A 15,832-nucleotide genomic window follows, 5' to 3' on the forward strand; every position below is an offset into this window, starting at 1 on the left:
GCAGCGCAAATGTGCAGCACGCCACCTCGACAGGGATGATCGGCGTTGCTACTATGCGCTCTCCTCTGCTCGCTGAGTCGCCTATGGACACCCAATCCGACAAAGTTACGTTAACGCTGTTCTACGTGGGTAGCTTTGTGGTCTATTACCTTGTGACCATGCTGGTTACGCTGTTTCCCAATTACGGGATGCTGCGTACCAACGGCTTGCTGATGCCGGTGCTTTGCCTGGTGGAGTTTGCGGTGATCTATCCGCTGTACCGTTTTTACTGTCAGCGTCGCAGCGACATTCCGCTGGGCTTTGTGCGGCCGATGCAGGCGCTGCTGTTTATTGGATTGCTGTTTGCTTTGATGGTGGCGCAGACGCAGTTTCTGCAACCCGAAGGCTGGCTGATTGCGCAATCGCAGCAGGGACGCAGCTCGATGTTGATTCTGCTGCTCACCGCCGTGCTGCTGGCGCCGGTGTTTGAAGAAGTGCTGTTCCGGGGATTTTTACTGCAAGGTTTTCTGTTGTGGGCGCCGAGAAGCCGTTTTGCCTGCATGCTGCTCACCTCCCTGCTGTTCGCCGCGATGCATACCCAATATGTGCACTGGGAAACGCTGGTTGCTTTAACGCTGTTTTCTATGCTGCTGTGCTACGCGCGTTTGCGCAGTAATAGCCTGGCGCTGCCGATCTTCCTGCACACGCTGAACAATTTAATCGCTATCCTGCCCGCCTGGTATTTCGCTTAATAAAAAAGATCACGTTTTATACGCATAAAAATTAGGCTAAAAATTAAATCTACAATCATTACAGAGTTAAAATATTTCATTAAATCACCATTAAAGATGAGGTCAACGGATGATATCTCTGAGTTCAGTTTTACAGATTGAGAATGAATTTGATTATAAGGTTCACTTTGCAGTTTATAATTATGAAGAACAGCCACTGGATGCTTTTGTTCGTAGTAAAGATGAATGGCAAGCATGGAATGAATGGAGAGGACATAGAGATGACTTCAACAGAAAATACATCTTCAGTTTGATAAAGTTTTACCCTCAACAAGAACGGTGGTTATTTGGTGGCATCTATGAAGTATTAGAAAGAAACCAGGAAAAATATACTGTTAAACTGCTCGATTTGCACAAAGAATTTATAGGTCGACTTCTTATAAAATATCCGGGCCCAGGAGCTCGTGGACGATCTTTCTTGTTTGAAAATCACTACACAAAAATGCAAATATCTCAGATACTTGAAGAGCAATACTCAGGCGAGACATTCTGCGGCTTTGACAAAATCGAACATTCATTTGATAAAATCGAGCACATCATCAAAAACCAACGTTTAGATTGGAAAACCGCATTGCTAAACGTCAAAGGTGTCTATCTTATTGTAGATAAATCCAATGGAAAGAAATATGTTGGTTCCGCATATGGTGATTCAGGCATTTGGTCACGCTGGGAATGTTATGTTCACACCGGACATGGTTTGAATGAAGGACTCACGGAGATAATTTCTTTGGCTGGCATCGATTATGCCAGAAAGAACTTCCAATTTTCTTTATTGGAATTCTATTCAATGAGAACGGATGATCAGCTAATTATAGATAGAGAACAATTTTGGAAGCGCGTGCTATGCTCGAATAATTATGGTTATAATTTAAATTAGCTAACAGCTCTATCTCAAATTTACGGCGCTATCAACGCGCCGTAAATAATTTTTTGCGCTACTCTTTTTCCGCTTCGAAATGGTTTTTGAACTGTTCGTAGATTGAAATCATGTTGGAAGCATCACCGTGCAGCGGGCTCAGTTTTCCCGCGCGCACCAGTTCAATCACCAGTTGCAAGGCGGCTTGTTTTGGGCTGCTGGCTGGTTGGGCAATTTCGTTCGACATGTTAACTCACTCATCGTTTTTATCAGGGCCGCATAGTTTAGCCCAGATTGAGCTACGGTTGCGCACTGCGATGCGTATAATCTTGCGAGCCGGACAAGAAAGCCGCTCAGGGTGATAATTGACTCTCAACGCGTTTAGCTATACTGGATCAAAAAAGGGAACGACCAGCCACACATTCCGTACCAGCGAGAAGGTGTTAAAGGAGTCTGATTATGCTGATTGGTTTTGTTTTATTAGTGAGCGCATGTGGGCATGATGCCTGTGATGCCTTACCGGTTTCGGAGCGTATCTATCCGACCAAAGTGGCCTGTGAGCAGATGGCCGATCGCATCCATAAAGTGCGGCCAAATGTGGTCTTACTTTGTGGCGAAGTGCACCGTTAATTCGGTGCCAGCTTGATTAAAGTTGCGCAAATAGTAGCCAAACGGCATTGCAAGAATGGGTTGTAGCGTTCAAAATATAAGCTGCTTTTCACTATCATCGTTGTGAATCCAATGAAAACATCTCGCCCCCGTCGTCCAAACGGACGCTGGGTTTATTACATTTTGTATGATGGCATTCTCTGGCCCTGCCCCGTACGTTGGGAATGGGAAAGCGGCTTCGGCGGCTGGCTGCCATTCTATTTCTCGCCCACGTTTGAGTTCGTGGCGGGCGATCCACGCAAGGCGTATCGCATTGCGCGCAGCAGTGCGCGTAACGTACGCCAGACAGACGGTGAGTACGCCTGATTGATTAGCCAATCTGCCATGGGAACCATGACGCCGTGAGCAGGTAGTGCAGTAACTCCAGCACCAAAATCACCATCACCAACACGCCAAGCTTGTGGCTGCTGATCCACTCTTTCATCCCCATATCATCGCCGCCCAGCGAATCAGCATCAGCGCCCCGCAGATGCACAACAGCACCACGATCATTTTCCAGTGTTTGGTTGCAGCCAGTTTTTTTGCCACGCATCCTCCAGACGACAGAAAGCAACGATGCGCCCTAAGGCGCACCGTTGATTCTAACGCTGGTCACCCATTTGGGCGATTATTTATTCAGCGTGTAGTCGAGCGTGATTTCAGCATTCAGTACCTGAGAAACCGGGCAGCCCGCTTTGGCTTTCTGGATGATCTCATCAAACTTCGCGTCATCAATGCCCGGTAAGACGATGGCGCTGGTCAGCGCGATTTTGGTGATGGCAAAACCGTCGCCCTTTTTATCCAGCGACACATCCGCGGTGGTATCAATGCTTGTTGGCGGATGCCCTTCATTGCCCAACATCAATGACAACGCCATTGAGAAACAAGCGGCGTGCGCAGCACCAATCAGCTCTTCCGGGTTAGTGCCCTTCTGGCCTTCAAAACGGGTATTGAAACCGTACGGTTGATTGCTCAACACGCCGCTTTCGGTACTTACCGTACCTTTGCCTTTAATGTCGCCTTCCCAATGGGCCGATCCTTTCTTATGAATGGTCATGTCATTCCTCCTGTTGTGTTCGACAGGTATTGAGTATAGACAACATGACTCATTCTGCTGGATTAGCTCACCGCGCGTGGACGCGCCGGACTCAAGCCCGCCTCGCTCAACAGCGCGTTAGCCTGCACCAGCGAAGCCTGCGTAATCTCTTTGATCGATTTCGCGCCGGTCAGCGTCATCGCCACTTTCATCTCTTTCTCAATCAGGTTGAGCAGATTTTCAACGCCGCGCTGACCGTGCGTTGCCAGCGCATAGACAAACGCGCGTCCCAGCAGCACGCTGTCGGCACCGAGGGCGATCATCCGCACCACATCCAATCCGCTGCGAATCCCGCTGTCGGCGAGAAGGGTAATATCGCCTTTCACCGCATCGGCAATTGCCGGCAACGCGCGCGCCGACGACAGCACGCCGTCCAGCTGACGCCCGCCGTGATTCGACACCACAATGCCATCGGCACCAAATCGCACCGCATCGCGCGCATCTTCCGCGTCGAGAATGCCTTTAATCACCATCGGGCCATCCCAGAATTCACGAATCCACTCCAGATCTTTCCAGGAAATCGACGGATCGAAATTGTTCGCCAGCCAGCCGATGTAATCTTCCAGCCCGGTCGGTTTACCAAGATAAGTGGAGATGTTGCCGAGATCGTGCGGACGGCCATGTAAACCGACATCCCACGCCCATTGCGGATGGGTTGCCGCCTGCCAGTAACGACGCAGCGGCGCATTGGGGCCGCTCATGCCGGAGTGCGCATCACGATAACGTGCGCCCGGCGTCGGCATATCGACAGTGAACACCAGCGTGGTACAGCCGGCGGCTTTGGCGCGCTCCAGCGCGTTGCGCATAAAGCCGCGATCGCGCAGCACATAGAGCTGGAACCACATCGGACGATTTATGGCCGGCGCCACTTCTTCAATGGGGCAAACCGACACGGTTGAGAGCGTAAACGGAATGCCTTTCAGCGCCGCCGCGCGCGCCGCCTGCACTTCACCGCGTCGCGCATACATGCCACACAAGCCGACCGGCGCAAGCGCCACCGGCATCGACAGGGTTTCGTTGAACAGCTTCGTTTCTAGGCTCAACGCCGACATGTTTTTCAGCACGCGCTGGCGCAGCGCCACGTCGGAGAGATCGGCGACATTGCGCTTCAGCGTGTGCTCGGCGTAAGCGCCGCCATCCAGATAGTGAAACAAGAACGGTGGCAAGATGCGTTGCGCCGCGGCGCGATAGTCACTGGCAGCAGAAATGATCATCCGTTATTTTCCTTGTGCTGAGGTTGGTGGCCCGGCAGACGCGTAATACGCGCCTGGCGCGCCTCATCTTCATGCAGGGTTTTCATAGTGGTGTGAACAAAGCCGAGATGATCCATCGCCGCCTGGCGCGCCGTTTCCGCATCACCGGCCATCACCGCATCAAACATCGCCTGATGCTGTTCGTTAAGACGATTAAAAATCACCGGATGGGTATACATGCGCTGACGGCTGTGCAGCACCGAGGATTGCAGCAGATCGAAAAAGCCGCGCATGGTCTGCAGCAGCACCACATTGTGCGAGGCTTCGGCGATGGCGAGATGAAAACGCAGATCGGCCTGCGCCGCGAGATCGGCATCGTCGCTCTGCTTAATCTTCAGCAGCGCATCAAAGGCGTAAGCCAGCCGCTCTTTATCGGCTTCGGTGGCGCGCAACGCCGCATGCCACGCCGTGCTGGCCTCTATTGCGTGACGCGCTTCAAGGATGTCGTAGCGATAATCGGGATCTTCAGCCAGCAGTTGGCGAATCGGCTCTACGATGCGCTGTTCCGACCACGGTTGCTGCGGCTGACGTAGCCAGGTGCCGCCACCGCGTTTACTGATCAACACGCCGCTGCTGATCAGTTGTTGGATCGCCTCGCGCAGTGACGATCGCGATGAACCGAACTCGGCCGCCAGCGCGCGTTCGGACGGCAGCCGCATCCCCGGCTCCAGCTGATGCTCGGTAATCCAGGCGCAGAGCCGCGCCCGCAGCGTATTTTCGGTCATCGCATTATCCTGAGAAAGGCTCCCCCGCCATGCTGCATTGGTAGGACCAAAATGCAGCGTGGCGGGCTTGATGGAGGAGAATGGTTAATGCTTTGTTATTTCGATGCAACGAAACAGGCGGGATTTTTCATGTTATGTGACGACGCGGCCACATTTGAATCTTTTGGTAGGACCAATTACGCCGCAGTCCGGCCAAAGGCCCGATCATAACTGCGCGGATGAAAGCGCAGGTTCAGCAAAATCAGCCCGACCGTCACCGCCGCCTGCATCAGCCAGACGCTGGAAAAACTGTGGGTTAATGCCTGTAGCTGACCGGCGATAAACGGCATGCAGCCGGCGATGATAAAGCCCGCGCCCTGCATAAACGCCACCAGCCGTGCACCGGCCTGTGGATGCGGCAGGTGATCAAGCGCCAGCACCATCGCCAGTGGGAACGCCGCGCCCAGACCAAATCCGGCAATCGCCGCCCACAGCCACGGCGCGAACAGCGGGGCAAACAGAAAGCCGCTCATGCCGATCAGCTGACAAACCAGGCTGATAATCAGCTGCGGACGCCGATCCGCCTTACGCGCTAGCAGCGGCATCAACAGCGCACCTGCAACCTGACACAGAATCATTGCGCCGAGCAGCGATCCGCCGGCCTGCGCCGACCAGCCAAGATGATGATAGGCATCCGGCAGCCAGGCAACGCAGGTGGCGTAACCACCGTTCACCAGGCCAAAACTGATTGCCAGCGTCCAGGCGCGCGGCGTGCGCCACAGCGACGGCAGCGCAACCTTTTCCGTGCTGGCGACGGTTGGTACGCGCACGTAAAGCCACAGTGCAATCGCCAGCAGCACCGGCAGCGCCCAGCCGCTCAGCGCCAGCGGCTCGCCCAAATGATCGCTGAGCCACGGCGATAACGCCGCCCCCAAACCGCCGCCGCCCATCAGCGCACCGGCCCACAATCCGGTGACCGGCGCGCTGCGCTGCGCAAAGCGCTGACGAATCAGGCCCGGCATCGCCATCTGTACCACGCCCACGCCAAGGCCGCCAAACAGCGCGCTGACCACCAGCCAACTGCCGTCGTGGATCACGCCACGCGCCGCCAGCGCCAGCAGCAGCAGCGTCAATCCGGCTAGCAGCAAGCGTTGCAGCGGCACGCGCTGCATCAGCGAAGCGCTCAGTAGCGCGACCGCGCCCATCATCACCATCGGTACCGCAGGCAGCAGCGAAGCCGCCAGTGAAGAGAGGCCCATCGTTTGCCGAAGCTGGCCGAGTAATGGACTAAGAGAAGTGAGTAACGGTCGCATATTCAGCCCAGCCACTACCAAAGCGGCGAGCGTTAATCCGTTGAAATGTCGATTCATACACAATCCTGCTGCAAAGAGGTTGTCAGCATCGCAGCAGTCGTTACTATTTGGAAATGAAATAACACCATAACGACCAGTGGAAAAATGAATCGTCAGCCGATGTTTACCCCGCAGCAACTGCTGAGTTTTGTCGCGGTGTGCGAAACCGCCAGCTTCACCCGCGCCGCCGATCGCGTGCATCTGTCGCAATCCACCGTGAGCCAGCAGGTGCGTCGGCTGGAAGAGATGATAGGTAAACCGCTGCTGCAGCGCACGTCGCATCAGGTGGCGCTCACCGAAGAGGGCGAAAAGCTGCTGGGCTATGCGCGCCGCATCATCGCGTTAAACGGCGAAGCGCACGACGTGCTGAGCGATAAATGGCGCGACGGCGTGCTGCGCCTTGGCGTGCCTGAGGATTTCGCCGCGCCGACCGCCGGATTGCTGGCGGAGTTCAGTCGCGAACATCCGCAACTGCGCCTTGATGTGATGAGCGGCATGTATGTCGATTTGCATCGCGCCTGGCAGCGTGAGGAGCTGGATATCATGCTGATCAAACAGCCGGGCGGTGAACGTCCGCTGGCTGCGCGCCCCGAGCCGCTGCTGTGGCTGGACAGCGCCGCACATCCCTGCTTTGAGCAAACGCCGGTGCCGCTGGTGGTGTTCCCGCAGCTCGGTTTATATCGCGAGGAGATGGCGCAGACGCTGGATAGCCTCGGCCGCAGCTGGCGCATCAGCTACAGCAGCGCCAGTTTGGTGGCGCTCGCCAGCGCCAGCGCCGCCGGATTGGGCTTAACGCTGCTGCCCGCCAGCTGCCGCTTGCCTGAGCATCGCGTATTAGGGGAAGCCGATGGTTTACCCACCATCAACCATTTTGAACTGGCGCTATTTTGCCGTGCGCCGCAGGACGAACTGCAGCAGGCGCTGGCCGCCGCGCTGGTGACCTTTTGTCAGCTGCAGTGGCAGTGATTTTTCCACTGCTAACCAGTGGCAAATATCGCAGCGCGCTGCGTTGAGTTTTGCCAGATTAAGCGTTTCTCATTTGATGGAACCGCTGATGCAACTGACCTCTCCCAGCCGTCGTGAATTTCTTAGTCTGACCGCCGCCGGAAGCCTGCTGGCCGCCGGCATCAGCTACGCTGCACCCGCTTCACCGCTGCTCGCTAACAGCACACAGCCGCACACGCCGCCACCGCGCGTTGCGCATTACCAGCTGCTCAATGTCCGCCTCGAAGAGGGCTTTGAGCGCGACGGTAAAGAGGTGATCGCCACGCGCACCGCGCTGTACGACATCACCATCAAAGACGGCACTTTCGCGGCGATTGATGCCGCAGGCAAAGCGCGTAACGCCGCCCTGCCACAGTGGGATGCCAACGGTGCCCTGCTGCTGCCGCGCACCCGTGATATGCATATCCATCTCGACAAAACCTTTTACGGTGGTCCGTGGGAAGCGCCACGTCCGCGTCAGGGCAAAACCATCATGGATATGATTGCGCGCGAACAGGTGCTGATCCCGCAACTGCTGCCAACGTCGCAGGCGCGTGCCGAAGCGATCATTGGTTTGCTGCACAGCAAAGGCACCACCGAAGCGCGCAGCCACTGCAATATCGATCCGGTTAGCGGCCTGAAAAGCCTTGAGCATCTCAAGCTGGCGCTAGCGAATCATGCGGAATTCCCGTGTGAAATCGTTGCCTTCCCGCAGCACGGTTTGCTGCATTCGAAGGTTGATGGCTTGATGCGCGAAGCGATGCAGATGGGCGTGCAGTTTGTCGGCGGGCTCGATCCCACCAACGTGGATGGCGCGATGCAGGCGTCGCTGGATGCGATGTTCCAGATCGCCCTCGATTTCCAGCGCAGCGTGGATATCCATCTGCACGAAACCTCGCCATCCGGCGTGGCGGCCATTCAATACATGATCGACACCATCGCGAAAAACCCGCAGCTGAAGGGTAAAGTGACGCTGAGCCACGGTTTTGCGCTCGGCACGCTGGAAGGCAAAGCGCTGGATCAGATGATTGCGGGCATGGCCGAGCAGCAGATGAGCGTGGCGTCGACCATTCCGATTGGCAAACTGACCATGCCGCTGCCGCAGCTGCAGGCGGCGGGCATCACGGTGATGACCGGCACGGACAGCGTGATCGATCACTGGTCACCGTTTGGCACCGGCAGCATGCTGGAGAAAGCCAATTTGTACGCGCAGCTGTATCGCGGTTCCGATGAGTTCGGTTTGAGCCGCGCGCTGCATATCGCCACCGGCGGGATTTTGCCGCTGTCGAATCAGGGCGAACGTCAGTGGCCGAAGGTCGACGATGAAGCCAGCATGATGCTGGTCGAGGCCAGCTGCTCCGCCGAAGCCGTTGCCCGCATCTCGCCGGTCCGCGCCACCTTCCACCGCGGATTGCCAGTTTTCAGTGCTTAAGCAGAAAATCGCACATTCCCGTAGCGGCGCGATTTATCGCGCGTATTAATGGCGGCACCGCGCCCTTCACGACATAGCGCAATAAATTGCGCCGCTACAATGGTATGCAGCTTGTGGCTGAAGGCACCCAACAAAAAAGCCTCCGCAAGGAGGCTTTACGTACGACATAAACAGGCAGCATGCGCACACCCGGTGAGTGCTGGATTTTACGAAAGCATCTGAATCGCCAGCGCATACAGCCGCTGGTTTTCATCGTCGCTGACAGGCTCTTCTTCCGCGTAACAGGCAATCATAGAGCTGACTTTATCCGAAGATAAGGTTTCTCCATGCAGATGCAGCGTTAACACGGCGCGGCCGACGATTTTCAGAATGTCTTCGTTTTGTCCCTGGACATAATGACTCAATGAAATGACCTCTGAAATATTATGGGTATTTACTGATTAGCCAAACGGCGGGGTAAATATAAAGCAAATCGGCTATTCGTTTTAATCAGAATTTTACCTAAGCGAAGCCATTCATTAGCACAATACTTATAAGTAAGCATTAACAAACCCTGATAATGCTTGTTTAATAACGCTAATTCTCCTTTTTCGTTGAATATGTCGAGGTTTAGCGCCTTCATTGCAGAATAAAATCAACCACAAAAGCATTAGAACTTCGCAACAGTATGCGTATAAAAACGAGACAAGCCTGTTATAACACTAACGGTTTTCAGGCAGGCAGCAGAAGCGCTTTTGCCATTGCCGATGACGCCCCTTTCTGCCAGACTGACCGCCGCCATCCTACCCGCAATTAGAGACTTTCCCGTGACTGCTTTTTCTACCCTGACGCAACTGCCCGCCAGCCAACTCGATAACCTGCGCGAGATGGGTTTCGACGCCATGACGCCGATTCAGGCCGCTTCCCTACCCGCGATTCTGGAAGGGCGCGACGTGCGTGCGCAGGCGAAAACCGGCAGTGGCAAAACCGCCGCCTTTGGCGTGGGTTTGCTGAACCGCATCGATAACAGCCAGTTCCACACCCAGGCGCTGATTCTGTGCCCGACGCGTGAACTGGCCGATCAGGTCAGCAACGTGCTGCGTCAGCTGGCGCGTTTTACCCGCAACATCAAAATTCTGACGCTGTGCGGCGGCCAGCCGATGAGCGCGCAACGTGATTCTTTAGTGCATGCGCCACATATCGTGGTCGGCACGCCGGGCCGTTTGCTCGATCACCTGAAGCGTGACAACCTTGATCTCAGCCAGCTGCAAACGCTGGTGCTGGATGAAGCCGATCGTATGCTGGAGATGGGCTTCCGCGACGATATGGAAGCGATCATCGGCTTTACGCCGGAAACACGCCAGACGCTGCTGTTTTCTGCCACCTGGCCGGATACCATCGCCAGTCTCAGCCAGCGTTTTCAGCGCGATGCGCTGGCGGTCGCCACCGAAGATAAAACCGAGTTACCGACCATCGAGCAGCAGTTTATTGAAGCCAGCGCCAAAGAGCGCCACAGCCTGCTCGGCGCGCTGCTCAGCCAGCAACAACCGGCCTCCTGCGTGGTGTTCTGTAACACCAAGCGCGAGTGTGACGACGTTGCTGCCGCGCTGAACGAGCGTGATATCAGTGCGTTAGCGCTGCATGGCGATCTGGAGCAGCGCGATCGTGAGCGCGTGCTGATTCGCTTCGCCAACGGCAGCATCCGCGTATTGATCGCCACCGACGTCGCTGCACGCGGTCTGGATATTAAATCGCTGGCGCTGGTGGTGAATTTCCAGCTGGCGTGGGATCCGGAAGTACACATTCATCGCATCGGCCGTACCGGTCGCGCCGGTGAGAAAGGGTTGGCGGTAAGCTTTGTTGCCCCCGACGAAATGGTGCGCGCCAATGCGCTGGAAGAGTATCTGCAGCAGAAGCTCAATTGGGTTTCCTCCAGCTCGCTGAAAGGCACCAGCGCCAAATCGCTGCCGGCGACCAAAATGACGCTGTGTATTGATGGCGGCCGCAAAGCCAAAATCCGTCCGGGCGATATTCTCGGCGCGCTGACCGGTGAAGCCGGTTTTAGCGGCGACCAGATCGGCAAGATCGATATGACCGCCACCCACGCCTATGTTGCCATCGACGCCGCTCAGGCGAAGAAAGCGCTGATCAAGCTGAAAGAGGGCAAGATCAAAGGCAAAAGCGTGCGCGCCATTCTGCTGAAGTAAAGGGTACCCGCGTGAGGGCGATCGCTCTCACGCTAAAATTTCCGTTATCTCCCCCTTCATTTTTTTTCTCTTCTGCCGATAAGTTAATCATGGCGATATTGCCCTGCCCTTTACTCAGCCCAGATCTGCTCCGAGGCCATGATGGATAATTTTCAGAAAGAGATCGATGAACGCGCCAACCTTGCGCTTTCCAATAAATTCGAACTGCTGTTGTTCCGACTGGGTTCCGATCAGCTGAAAGGCAAATCTGAGCTGTACGGCATCAACGTGTTTAAACTGCGTGAAATCGTGCCGATGCCCACCATCACTCGCGCCGCTGGCATGCAATCGCCGCTGCTTGGCATGGCGAGTATTCGCGGCCAGTTTATTCCGGTTATCGATCTGCCCGCCGTCACCGGCTGCAAACCAGAAACCGGCCTTAACCTGCTGCTGGTGACCGAATATGCGCGCAGCACTCAGGCGTTTGCGGTGGAATCGGTGGAGAACATTGTGCGTCTCGACTGGAGCCAGGTGCACACGGCGGAAGCGGGCATCGGTAGCCGCAACATCACCAGCATCGCCTGTCTGGATACCGACGGCCAAAGCAATAATCTGGCGATGGTGCTGGACGTTGAGCAGATTCTGTATGACATCATTCCTTCAGTGCGCGGCGTTGAGCCAAGCGCAGAGACCGCCAAAGACTTCAATCTGAAGCCTGGCCAAGTGGCGATTGTGGCGGAAGATTCCAAAGTGGCGCGTCAGCTGCTGGAGCAAGGCCTGAAAAGCATGGGCATCCCGGCGATTATGCACAACACCGGTCTGGAAGCCTGGATCAAAATTAACGAAATGCAGAAAGAAGCGGCTGCAAACGGTGAGTCGATCCACGACAAGATCGCGCTGGTGCTGACCGATCTCGAAATGCCGGAGATGGATGGCTTTACCTTAACGCGCAACATCAAACGCGATAACAACCTGCGCCAGATTCCGGTGGTGATCCACTCTTCACTCTCCGGCAGCGCCAACGAAGATCACGTGCGCAAAGTCGGTGCCGATGGTTACGTGGCGAAGTTCGAAATCAACGAGCTGTCGAATGTGATCCACGGCGTGCTGAAAAAGCCGCGTTAATGATCGTAACGCCACCGTTCATAGCGTAATGCTTGTCAGTTAAGACCTGAAAACCCTTAATTACCAGAGCACACCTTGTAGCGGCGCAATTCATTGCGCGATAAATCGCGCCGCTACGGAATGTGCGGTGATTTGATAAGGTGCTTAACTGATCGGCATTACGCCATTCCTGGCGACCCTTCAACCAGGATCCTCCCGCCTAACTTTCCCATCCAGTCAAAAATCAAGGTTAACGTCATTAACCAAACCGTGACGCATCTCTAAAAAATTAAAGTTAAAACATTAACAACCGATAACAGATAGCGCTTGCGCTGGTGCTGCCATACCAGATTTGTCACGCTGCGTAACCATTTTTACCTTAGAAAACATCAACCTGACGCGGGCGCCTTGCCTGCTTTTCCGTCTTGAAAACATCAATTTTTGGCATTACGGGGAGAACCAATGTTGAGCTTAAAGAATATGAAGGTCGGCGTCCGTTTGGGCATCGCCTTTGGTTTAGTGGTGGCACTGTTAGTCATTGTCGGCATCACGTCGATTACCAAAATTAACAACATCAAAACCGGTATTACGTCGATTGTGGAAGACCGTTACGTGAAAGTGCGTCTTGGTTTTGACGTCCGTGACGGTGTTAACGATCAAATTAAATATCTGCGTGGCATCGTGATTGATACCACGCGTCCGGAAAATAACGTTAAACGTTATCAGCAACTCGCCGAAGCCACTGAGCATACCAACAACGCGATGAACAAAATCAAAGCGATACAGGTTACCGAAGTGGGTAAAAAGAAAATCGCCGGGCTGCTGGCGGCCAGTGACAAATTCGAGGCCGAGAAACATCAGCTGATTGAGCTGGTACGCGCTGGCGATGCAGACGCCGCCAGCACCTATGTACTGAAATCCATTACCGCTACGCAAAACGCTTTCCTGGCGAGCGCGGTGGCGTTTGCCGATTCGCAATCGCAGCAGTTACAGCAAGAAGGCGCGAAGATTATTGATAACGGATCGTCCGCTATTGAGATGACGCTAATCTTCTCCGCTCTCGCCATTGCGGCCTCCATCGTATTAGGCTTTATGCTGACGCGTTCAATTGTGCGTCCGCTGAATGAAGCGGTGGAAATCGCCGGGAAAGTCGCGGCAGGCGATCTCAGTTCGCACATTGAAATCAGCGGTAAAGATGAAACCGCCGTGCTGATGCAGGCGCTGCAGGCGATGAACGACAATCTGCTCACTATCGTTTCCGATGTGCGCGCCGGTTCCGATACCATTGCTGTCGCCTCGAATCAAATCTCCAGCGGTAACATCGATCTCTCATCACGCACCGAACAGCAGGCCAGCTCGCTGGAAGAGACCGCATCGGCGATGGAACAGATGACCGCCACCGTCAAGCACAACGCCGAAAACGCGCGGGAAGCTAATCAGCTGGTGGCCAACACCTCCAACGTGGCGAAGCAAGGCGGCGTGGTGATGGAACAGGTGATCGAGAAGATGGAAGCCATAACGCTCTCTTCGAAGAAGATCGTCGATATTATCAGCGTGATCGATTCCATCGCCTTCCAGACCAACATACTTTCCCTTAACGCCGCGGTCGAAGCCGCACGCGCCGGTGAGCAAGGCCGTGGTTTCGCCGTGGTAGCCACCGAAGTACGTAATCTGGCGGCGCGTTCGGCATCTGCCGCGAAAGAGATCAAGGTGTTGATTGAGGATTCGGTCGCGCAGGTGGATGAAGGTAGCCGTCTGGTGACGCACGCCGGTTCAACGATTGGTGAAGTGGTCAACAGCGTGAAGAGCGTGGCGGATATTATGAGCGAAATCACCATTGCCAGCAGCGAGCAAAGTAGCGGGATTAGCGAGATCAACTCAGCGATTACGCAGATGGAGGCGGTGACGCAGCAGAATGCCGCGTTGGTGCAGGAAGCCTCAGCGGCGTCGCAGGCGTTGCAGGAACAGGCAGATCGCCTGGCGCAGTCGATGAGTGTGTTTAAAACGGCTGCGGTGTAGTTATGACAAGGTCGCCATGCCTGGCGACCTTTCTGATATGTATGCTTAACTGACCAGCGAATAAGCAATCGACGAAATCGCCAGCACGCCAACGATCACCACAAACACGTTACTGATTTTCCCGCTGTACTGACGCATCGCCGGCACTTTCTGAATGGCATACATCGGCATCAGGAACAGAATCATCGCAATAATCGGCCCACCCAGCGTTTCAATCATGCCCAGAATACTGGGGTTCAGCGTTGCCACCAGCCAGGTGGTCAGCAGCATAAACGTGGTGGTCAGGCGATTCAGACGCTGCGGCGTGACGGTTTTACCGCGGCTGCGCAGCGACTTCACCACCATGCCGTTAAACCCTTCACGCGCCCCCAGATAATGCCCGAGAAACGACTTCGTGATCGCCACCATCGCCACAATCGGCCCCATCCACGCAATCATCGGTACATTAAAGTGGTTGGCTAAATAGGACAGAATGGTGATGTTCTGATCTTTCGCCGCCTGCAGATCGGCGGGCGACAGGCTCAGCACGCAGCTGAACACAAAGAACATCACCGTCACGACCATAAGCAGATGGGCGTTCGCCAGGATGCGCGAACACTTCTTCTCCGCGCCTGCGCCGTACTCATCGCGCTTGGCAACAGCAAAAGAGGAGATAATCGGCGAATGATTAAAGGAGAACACCATCACCGGAATAGCCAGCCACAGCGTCATCAGAATGCCGTGGCCGCTTACATTCGCATCTAACGACAACGTTTCCAGCGCTGCACCATGCCAGTGCGGTACCAGATAAGCCGCCAGCAGCATCAGCACCGCCACAAACGGGAACACCAGTATGCTCATCGCTTTCACAATCATCTGTTCGCCAAAGCGCACCACCGTCATCATGCCGATGATCAGAATCAGCGACAGCAGCGCACGCGGCGGCGAAACCAGCCCCAGCTGATGCACGATAAAGCTATCCACGGTGTTGGTGATTGCCACGCTGTACATCAGCAGGATCGGATAGATAGCAAAGAAGTAGAGCAAGGTGATAATCTTGCCAGCGCCCACGCCAAAGTGCTCTTCCACCACTTCGGTAATGTCTTCGCCGGGATTTTTACCGGAGAGCACAAAGCGCGTTAACGCGCGGTGCGCGTAATAGGTCATCGGGAAGGCAAGAATCGCCATGATAATCAGCGGAATCAGCCCGCCTGCACCGGCGTTAATTGGCAGGAAAAGCACGCCCGCACCAATCGCCGTACCGTACAGACCCAGCATCCACACGGTATCACTCTTACGCCAGCCCTTAGCCGCCGTTTCTACGGTGCCAAGCGTACCGGTTTGTGAGTTGTCCATCTGTCTCTCCAGAATTTCAAGCTTTATCAACATGCAGCCACAAAGATGGCTACCAATCATGGCGTGGGCTGCTCCGCCCGGCCGGAACGCAAAGGATGACGCTTCATGAGATGA

17 protein-coding genes are annotated in these 15,832 nt (G+C 55.0%); 9 read left to right on the top strand and 8 right to left on the bottom strand.

Annotated features, from left to right (window positions below; genetic code table 11):
* The first annotated feature begins 83 nt into the window (after nucleotides 1–83).
* Nucleotides 84–731, top strand: coding sequence for a CPBP family intramembrane glutamic endopeptidase (locus KVT28_RS07515; protein ID WP_101762487.1), 648 nt, complete (start codon nucleotides 84–86; stop codon nucleotides 729–731).
* A 109-nt stretch (nucleotides 732–840) separates the two neighbouring features.
* Nucleotides 841–1,647, top strand: coding sequence for a GIY-YIG nuclease family protein (locus tag KVT28_RS07520; protein WP_192236737.1), 807 nt, complete (start codon nucleotides 841–843; stop codon nucleotides 1,645–1,647).
* A gap of 58 nt (nucleotides 1,648–1,705) precedes the next feature.
* Here the strand turns inward: KVT28_RS07520 and KVT28_RS07525 are convergent, their stop codons facing one another.
* Nucleotides 1,706–1,873 (bottom strand): hypothetical protein, encoded by a 168-nt coding sequence (locus tag KVT28_RS07525; protein ID WP_167391189.1) that lies wholly within the window; start codon nucleotides 1,871–1,873, stop codon nucleotides 1,706–1,708.
* Nucleotides 1,874–2,085: 212 nt separating this feature from the next.
* Here KVT28_RS07525 and KVT28_RS07530 point away from each other — a divergent pair, with 212 nt between their 5' ends.
* Nucleotides 2,086–2,256, top strand: coding sequence for a hypothetical protein (locus KVT28_RS07530; protein ID WP_007887091.1), 171 nt, complete (start codon nucleotides 2,086–2,088; stop codon nucleotides 2,254–2,256).
* Between the two features lie 111 nt (nucleotides 2,257–2,367).
* The gene (locus tag KVT28_RS07535) at nucleotides 2,368–2,601 is read left to right on the top strand and encodes a hypothetical protein (protein WP_110867781.1); all 234 of its coding nucleotides are present in this window, start codon (nucleotides 2,368–2,370) and stop codon (nucleotides 2,599–2,601) included.
* A gap of 114 nt (nucleotides 2,602–2,715) precedes the next feature.
* On the opposite strand, the gene yniD is transcribed toward KVT28_RS07535, so the two are convergent.
* The 5 genes from yniD to KVT28_RS07555 form a co-directional block, all read right to left on the bottom strand.
* A complete protein-coding gene (gene yniD, locus KVT28_RS27740) occupies nucleotides 2,716–2,823 on the bottom strand; it encodes a small membrane protein YniD (RefSeq protein WP_021507251.1) in 108 nt (35 codons plus the stop codon).
* Nucleotides 2,824–2,902: 79 nt separating this feature from the next.
* On the bottom strand, nucleotides 2,903–3,331 hold the full coding sequence (locus KVT28_RS07540) for an OsmC family protein (protein WP_101762490.1): 429 nt from the start codon (nucleotides 3,329–3,331) through the stop codon (nucleotides 2,903–2,905).
* 62 nt (nucleotides 3,332–3,393) lie between these two features.
* A complete protein-coding gene (gene lldD / locus KVT28_RS07545; RefSeq protein ID WP_101762491.1) occupies nucleotides 3,394–4,584 on the bottom strand; it encodes an FMN-dependent L-lactate dehydrogenase LldD in 1,191 nt (396 codons plus the stop codon).
* Nucleotides 4,581–5,348, bottom strand: coding sequence for a transcriptional regulator LldR (gene lldR, locus KVT28_RS07550; protein ID WP_101762492.1), 768 nt, complete (start codon nucleotides 5,346–5,348; stop codon nucleotides 4,581–4,583). Before lldR ends, lldD begins: the two co-directional genes overlap by 4 nt.
* A gap of 176 nt (nucleotides 5,349–5,524) precedes the next feature.
* Nucleotides 5,525–6,697, bottom strand: a complete 1,173-nt coding sequence (locus KVT28_RS07555; RefSeq protein ID WP_217547440.1) for a cyanate transporter — start codon at nucleotides 6,695–6,697, stop codon at nucleotides 5,525–5,527.
* A gap of 87 nt (nucleotides 6,698–6,784) precedes the next feature.
* Here KVT28_RS07555 and KVT28_RS07560 point away from each other — a divergent pair, with 87 nt between their 5' ends.
* Entirely contained in the window at nucleotides 6,785–7,645 is an 861-nt protein-coding gene (locus tag KVT28_RS07560; protein ID WP_192236741.1) for a LysR family transcriptional regulator, read from the top strand.
* 88 nt (nucleotides 7,646–7,733) lie between these two features.
* Complete coding sequence (locus KVT28_RS07565) at nucleotides 7,734–9,095, top strand: amidohydrolase family protein (RefSeq protein ID WP_217547443.1); 1,362 nt, start codon at nucleotides 7,734–7,736, stop codon at nucleotides 9,093–9,095.
* A gap of 206 nt (nucleotides 9,096–9,301) precedes the next feature.
* Here the strand turns inward: KVT28_RS07565 and KVT28_RS07570 are convergent, their stop codons facing one another.
* Nucleotides 9,302–9,499: a hypothetical protein gene (locus tag KVT28_RS07570; protein ID WP_039333073.1), complete on the bottom strand. Its 198-nt coding sequence runs from the start codon at nucleotides 9,497–9,499 to the stop codon at nucleotides 9,302–9,304.
* A gap of 402 nt (nucleotides 9,500–9,901) precedes the next feature.
* Here KVT28_RS07570 and dbpA point away from each other — a divergent pair, with 402 nt between their 5' ends.
* The 3 genes from dbpA (at nucleotide 9,902) to KVT28_RS07585 (ending at nucleotide 14,383) form a co-directional block, all read left to right on the top strand.
* Nucleotides 9,902–11,281, top strand: a complete 1,380-nt coding sequence (gene dbpA / locus KVT28_RS07575; protein WP_101762496.1) for an ATP-dependent RNA helicase DbpA — start codon at nucleotides 9,902–9,904, stop codon at nucleotides 11,279–11,281.
* A 141-nt stretch (nucleotides 11,282–11,422) separates the two neighbouring features.
* On the top strand, nucleotides 11,423–12,385 hold the full coding sequence (locus KVT28_RS07580; RefSeq protein WP_008105989.1) for a chemotaxis protein: 963 nt from the start codon (nucleotides 11,423–11,425) through the stop codon (nucleotides 12,383–12,385).
* Nucleotides 12,386–12,826: 441 nt separating this feature from the next.
* Nucleotides 12,827–14,383 (top strand): methyl-accepting chemotaxis protein, encoded by a 1,557-nt coding sequence (locus KVT28_RS07585; RefSeq protein ID WP_101762497.1) that lies wholly within the window; start codon nucleotides 12,827–12,829, stop codon nucleotides 14,381–14,383.
* Nucleotides 14,384–14,428: 45 nt separating this feature from the next.
* On the opposite strand, the gene KVT28_RS07590 is transcribed toward KVT28_RS07585, so the two are convergent.
* A complete protein-coding gene (locus KVT28_RS07590; RefSeq protein WP_110867788.1) occupies nucleotides 14,429–15,718 on the bottom strand; it encodes an HAAAP family serine/threonine permease in 1,290 nt (429 codons plus the stop codon).
* Nucleotides 15,719–15,832: the final 114 nt, after the last annotated feature.

It is taken from the genome of Pantoea sp. GbtcB22 (assembly GCF_019091025.1).
Taxonomy (GTDB): Bacteria; Pseudomonadota; Gammaproteobacteria; order Enterobacterales; family Enterobacteriaceae; genus Pantoea; species Pantoea leporis.

Bases quoted from the DNA above. Each gene is read 5' to 3' on its own strand.
- KVT28_RS07515 (WP_101762487.1), top strand. From the start codon at position 84: ATGGACACCCAATCCGACAAAGTTACGTTAACGCTGTTCTACGTGGGT.
- KVT28_RS07520 (WP_192236737.1), top strand. From the start codon at position 841: ATGATATCTCTGAGTTCAGTTTTACAGATTGAGAATGAATTTGATTAT.
- KVT28_RS07525 (WP_167391189.1), bottom strand. From the start codon at position 1,873: ATGTCGAACGAAATTGCCCAACCAGCCAGCAGCCCAAAACAAGCCGCC.
- KVT28_RS07530 (WP_007887091.1), top strand. From the start codon at position 2,086: ATGCTGATTGGTTTTGTTTTATTAGTGAGCGCATGTGGGCATGATGCC.
- KVT28_RS07535 (WP_110867781.1), top strand. From the start codon at position 2,368: ATGAAAACATCTCGCCCCCGTCGTCCAAACGGACGCTGGGTTTATTAC.
- KVT28_RS07540 (WP_101762490.1), bottom strand. From the start codon at position 3,331: ATGACCATTCATAAGAAAGGATCGGCCCATTGGGAAGGCGACATTAAA.
- lldD (WP_101762491.1), bottom strand. From the start codon at position 4,584: ATGATCATTTCTGCTGCCAGTGACTATCGCGCCGCGGCGCAACGCATC.
- lldR (WP_101762492.1), bottom strand. From the start codon at position 5,348: ATGACCGAAAATACGCTGCGGGCGCGGCTCTGCGCCTGGATTACCGAG.
- KVT28_RS07555 (WP_217547440.1), bottom strand. From the start codon at position 6,697: ATGAATCGACATTTCAACGGATTAACGCTCGCCGCTTTGGTAGTGGCT.
- KVT28_RS07560 (WP_192236741.1), top strand. From the start codon at position 6,785: ATGAATCGTCAGCCGATGTTTACCCCGCAGCAACTGCTGAGTTTTGTC.
- KVT28_RS07565 (WP_217547443.1), top strand. From the start codon at position 7,734: ATGCAACTGACCTCTCCCAGCCGTCGTGAATTTCTTAGTCTGACCGCC.
- KVT28_RS07580 (WP_008105989.1), top strand. From the start codon at position 11,423: ATGGATAATTTTCAGAAAGAGATCGATGAACGCGCCAACCTTGCGCTT.
- KVT28_RS07585 (WP_101762497.1), top strand. From the start codon at position 12,827: ATGTTGAGCTTAAAGAATATGAAGGTCGGCGTCCGTTTGGGCATCGCC.
- KVT28_RS07590 (WP_110867788.1), bottom strand. From the start codon at position 15,718: ATGGACAACTCACAAACCGGTACGCTTGGCACCGTAGAAACGGCGGCT.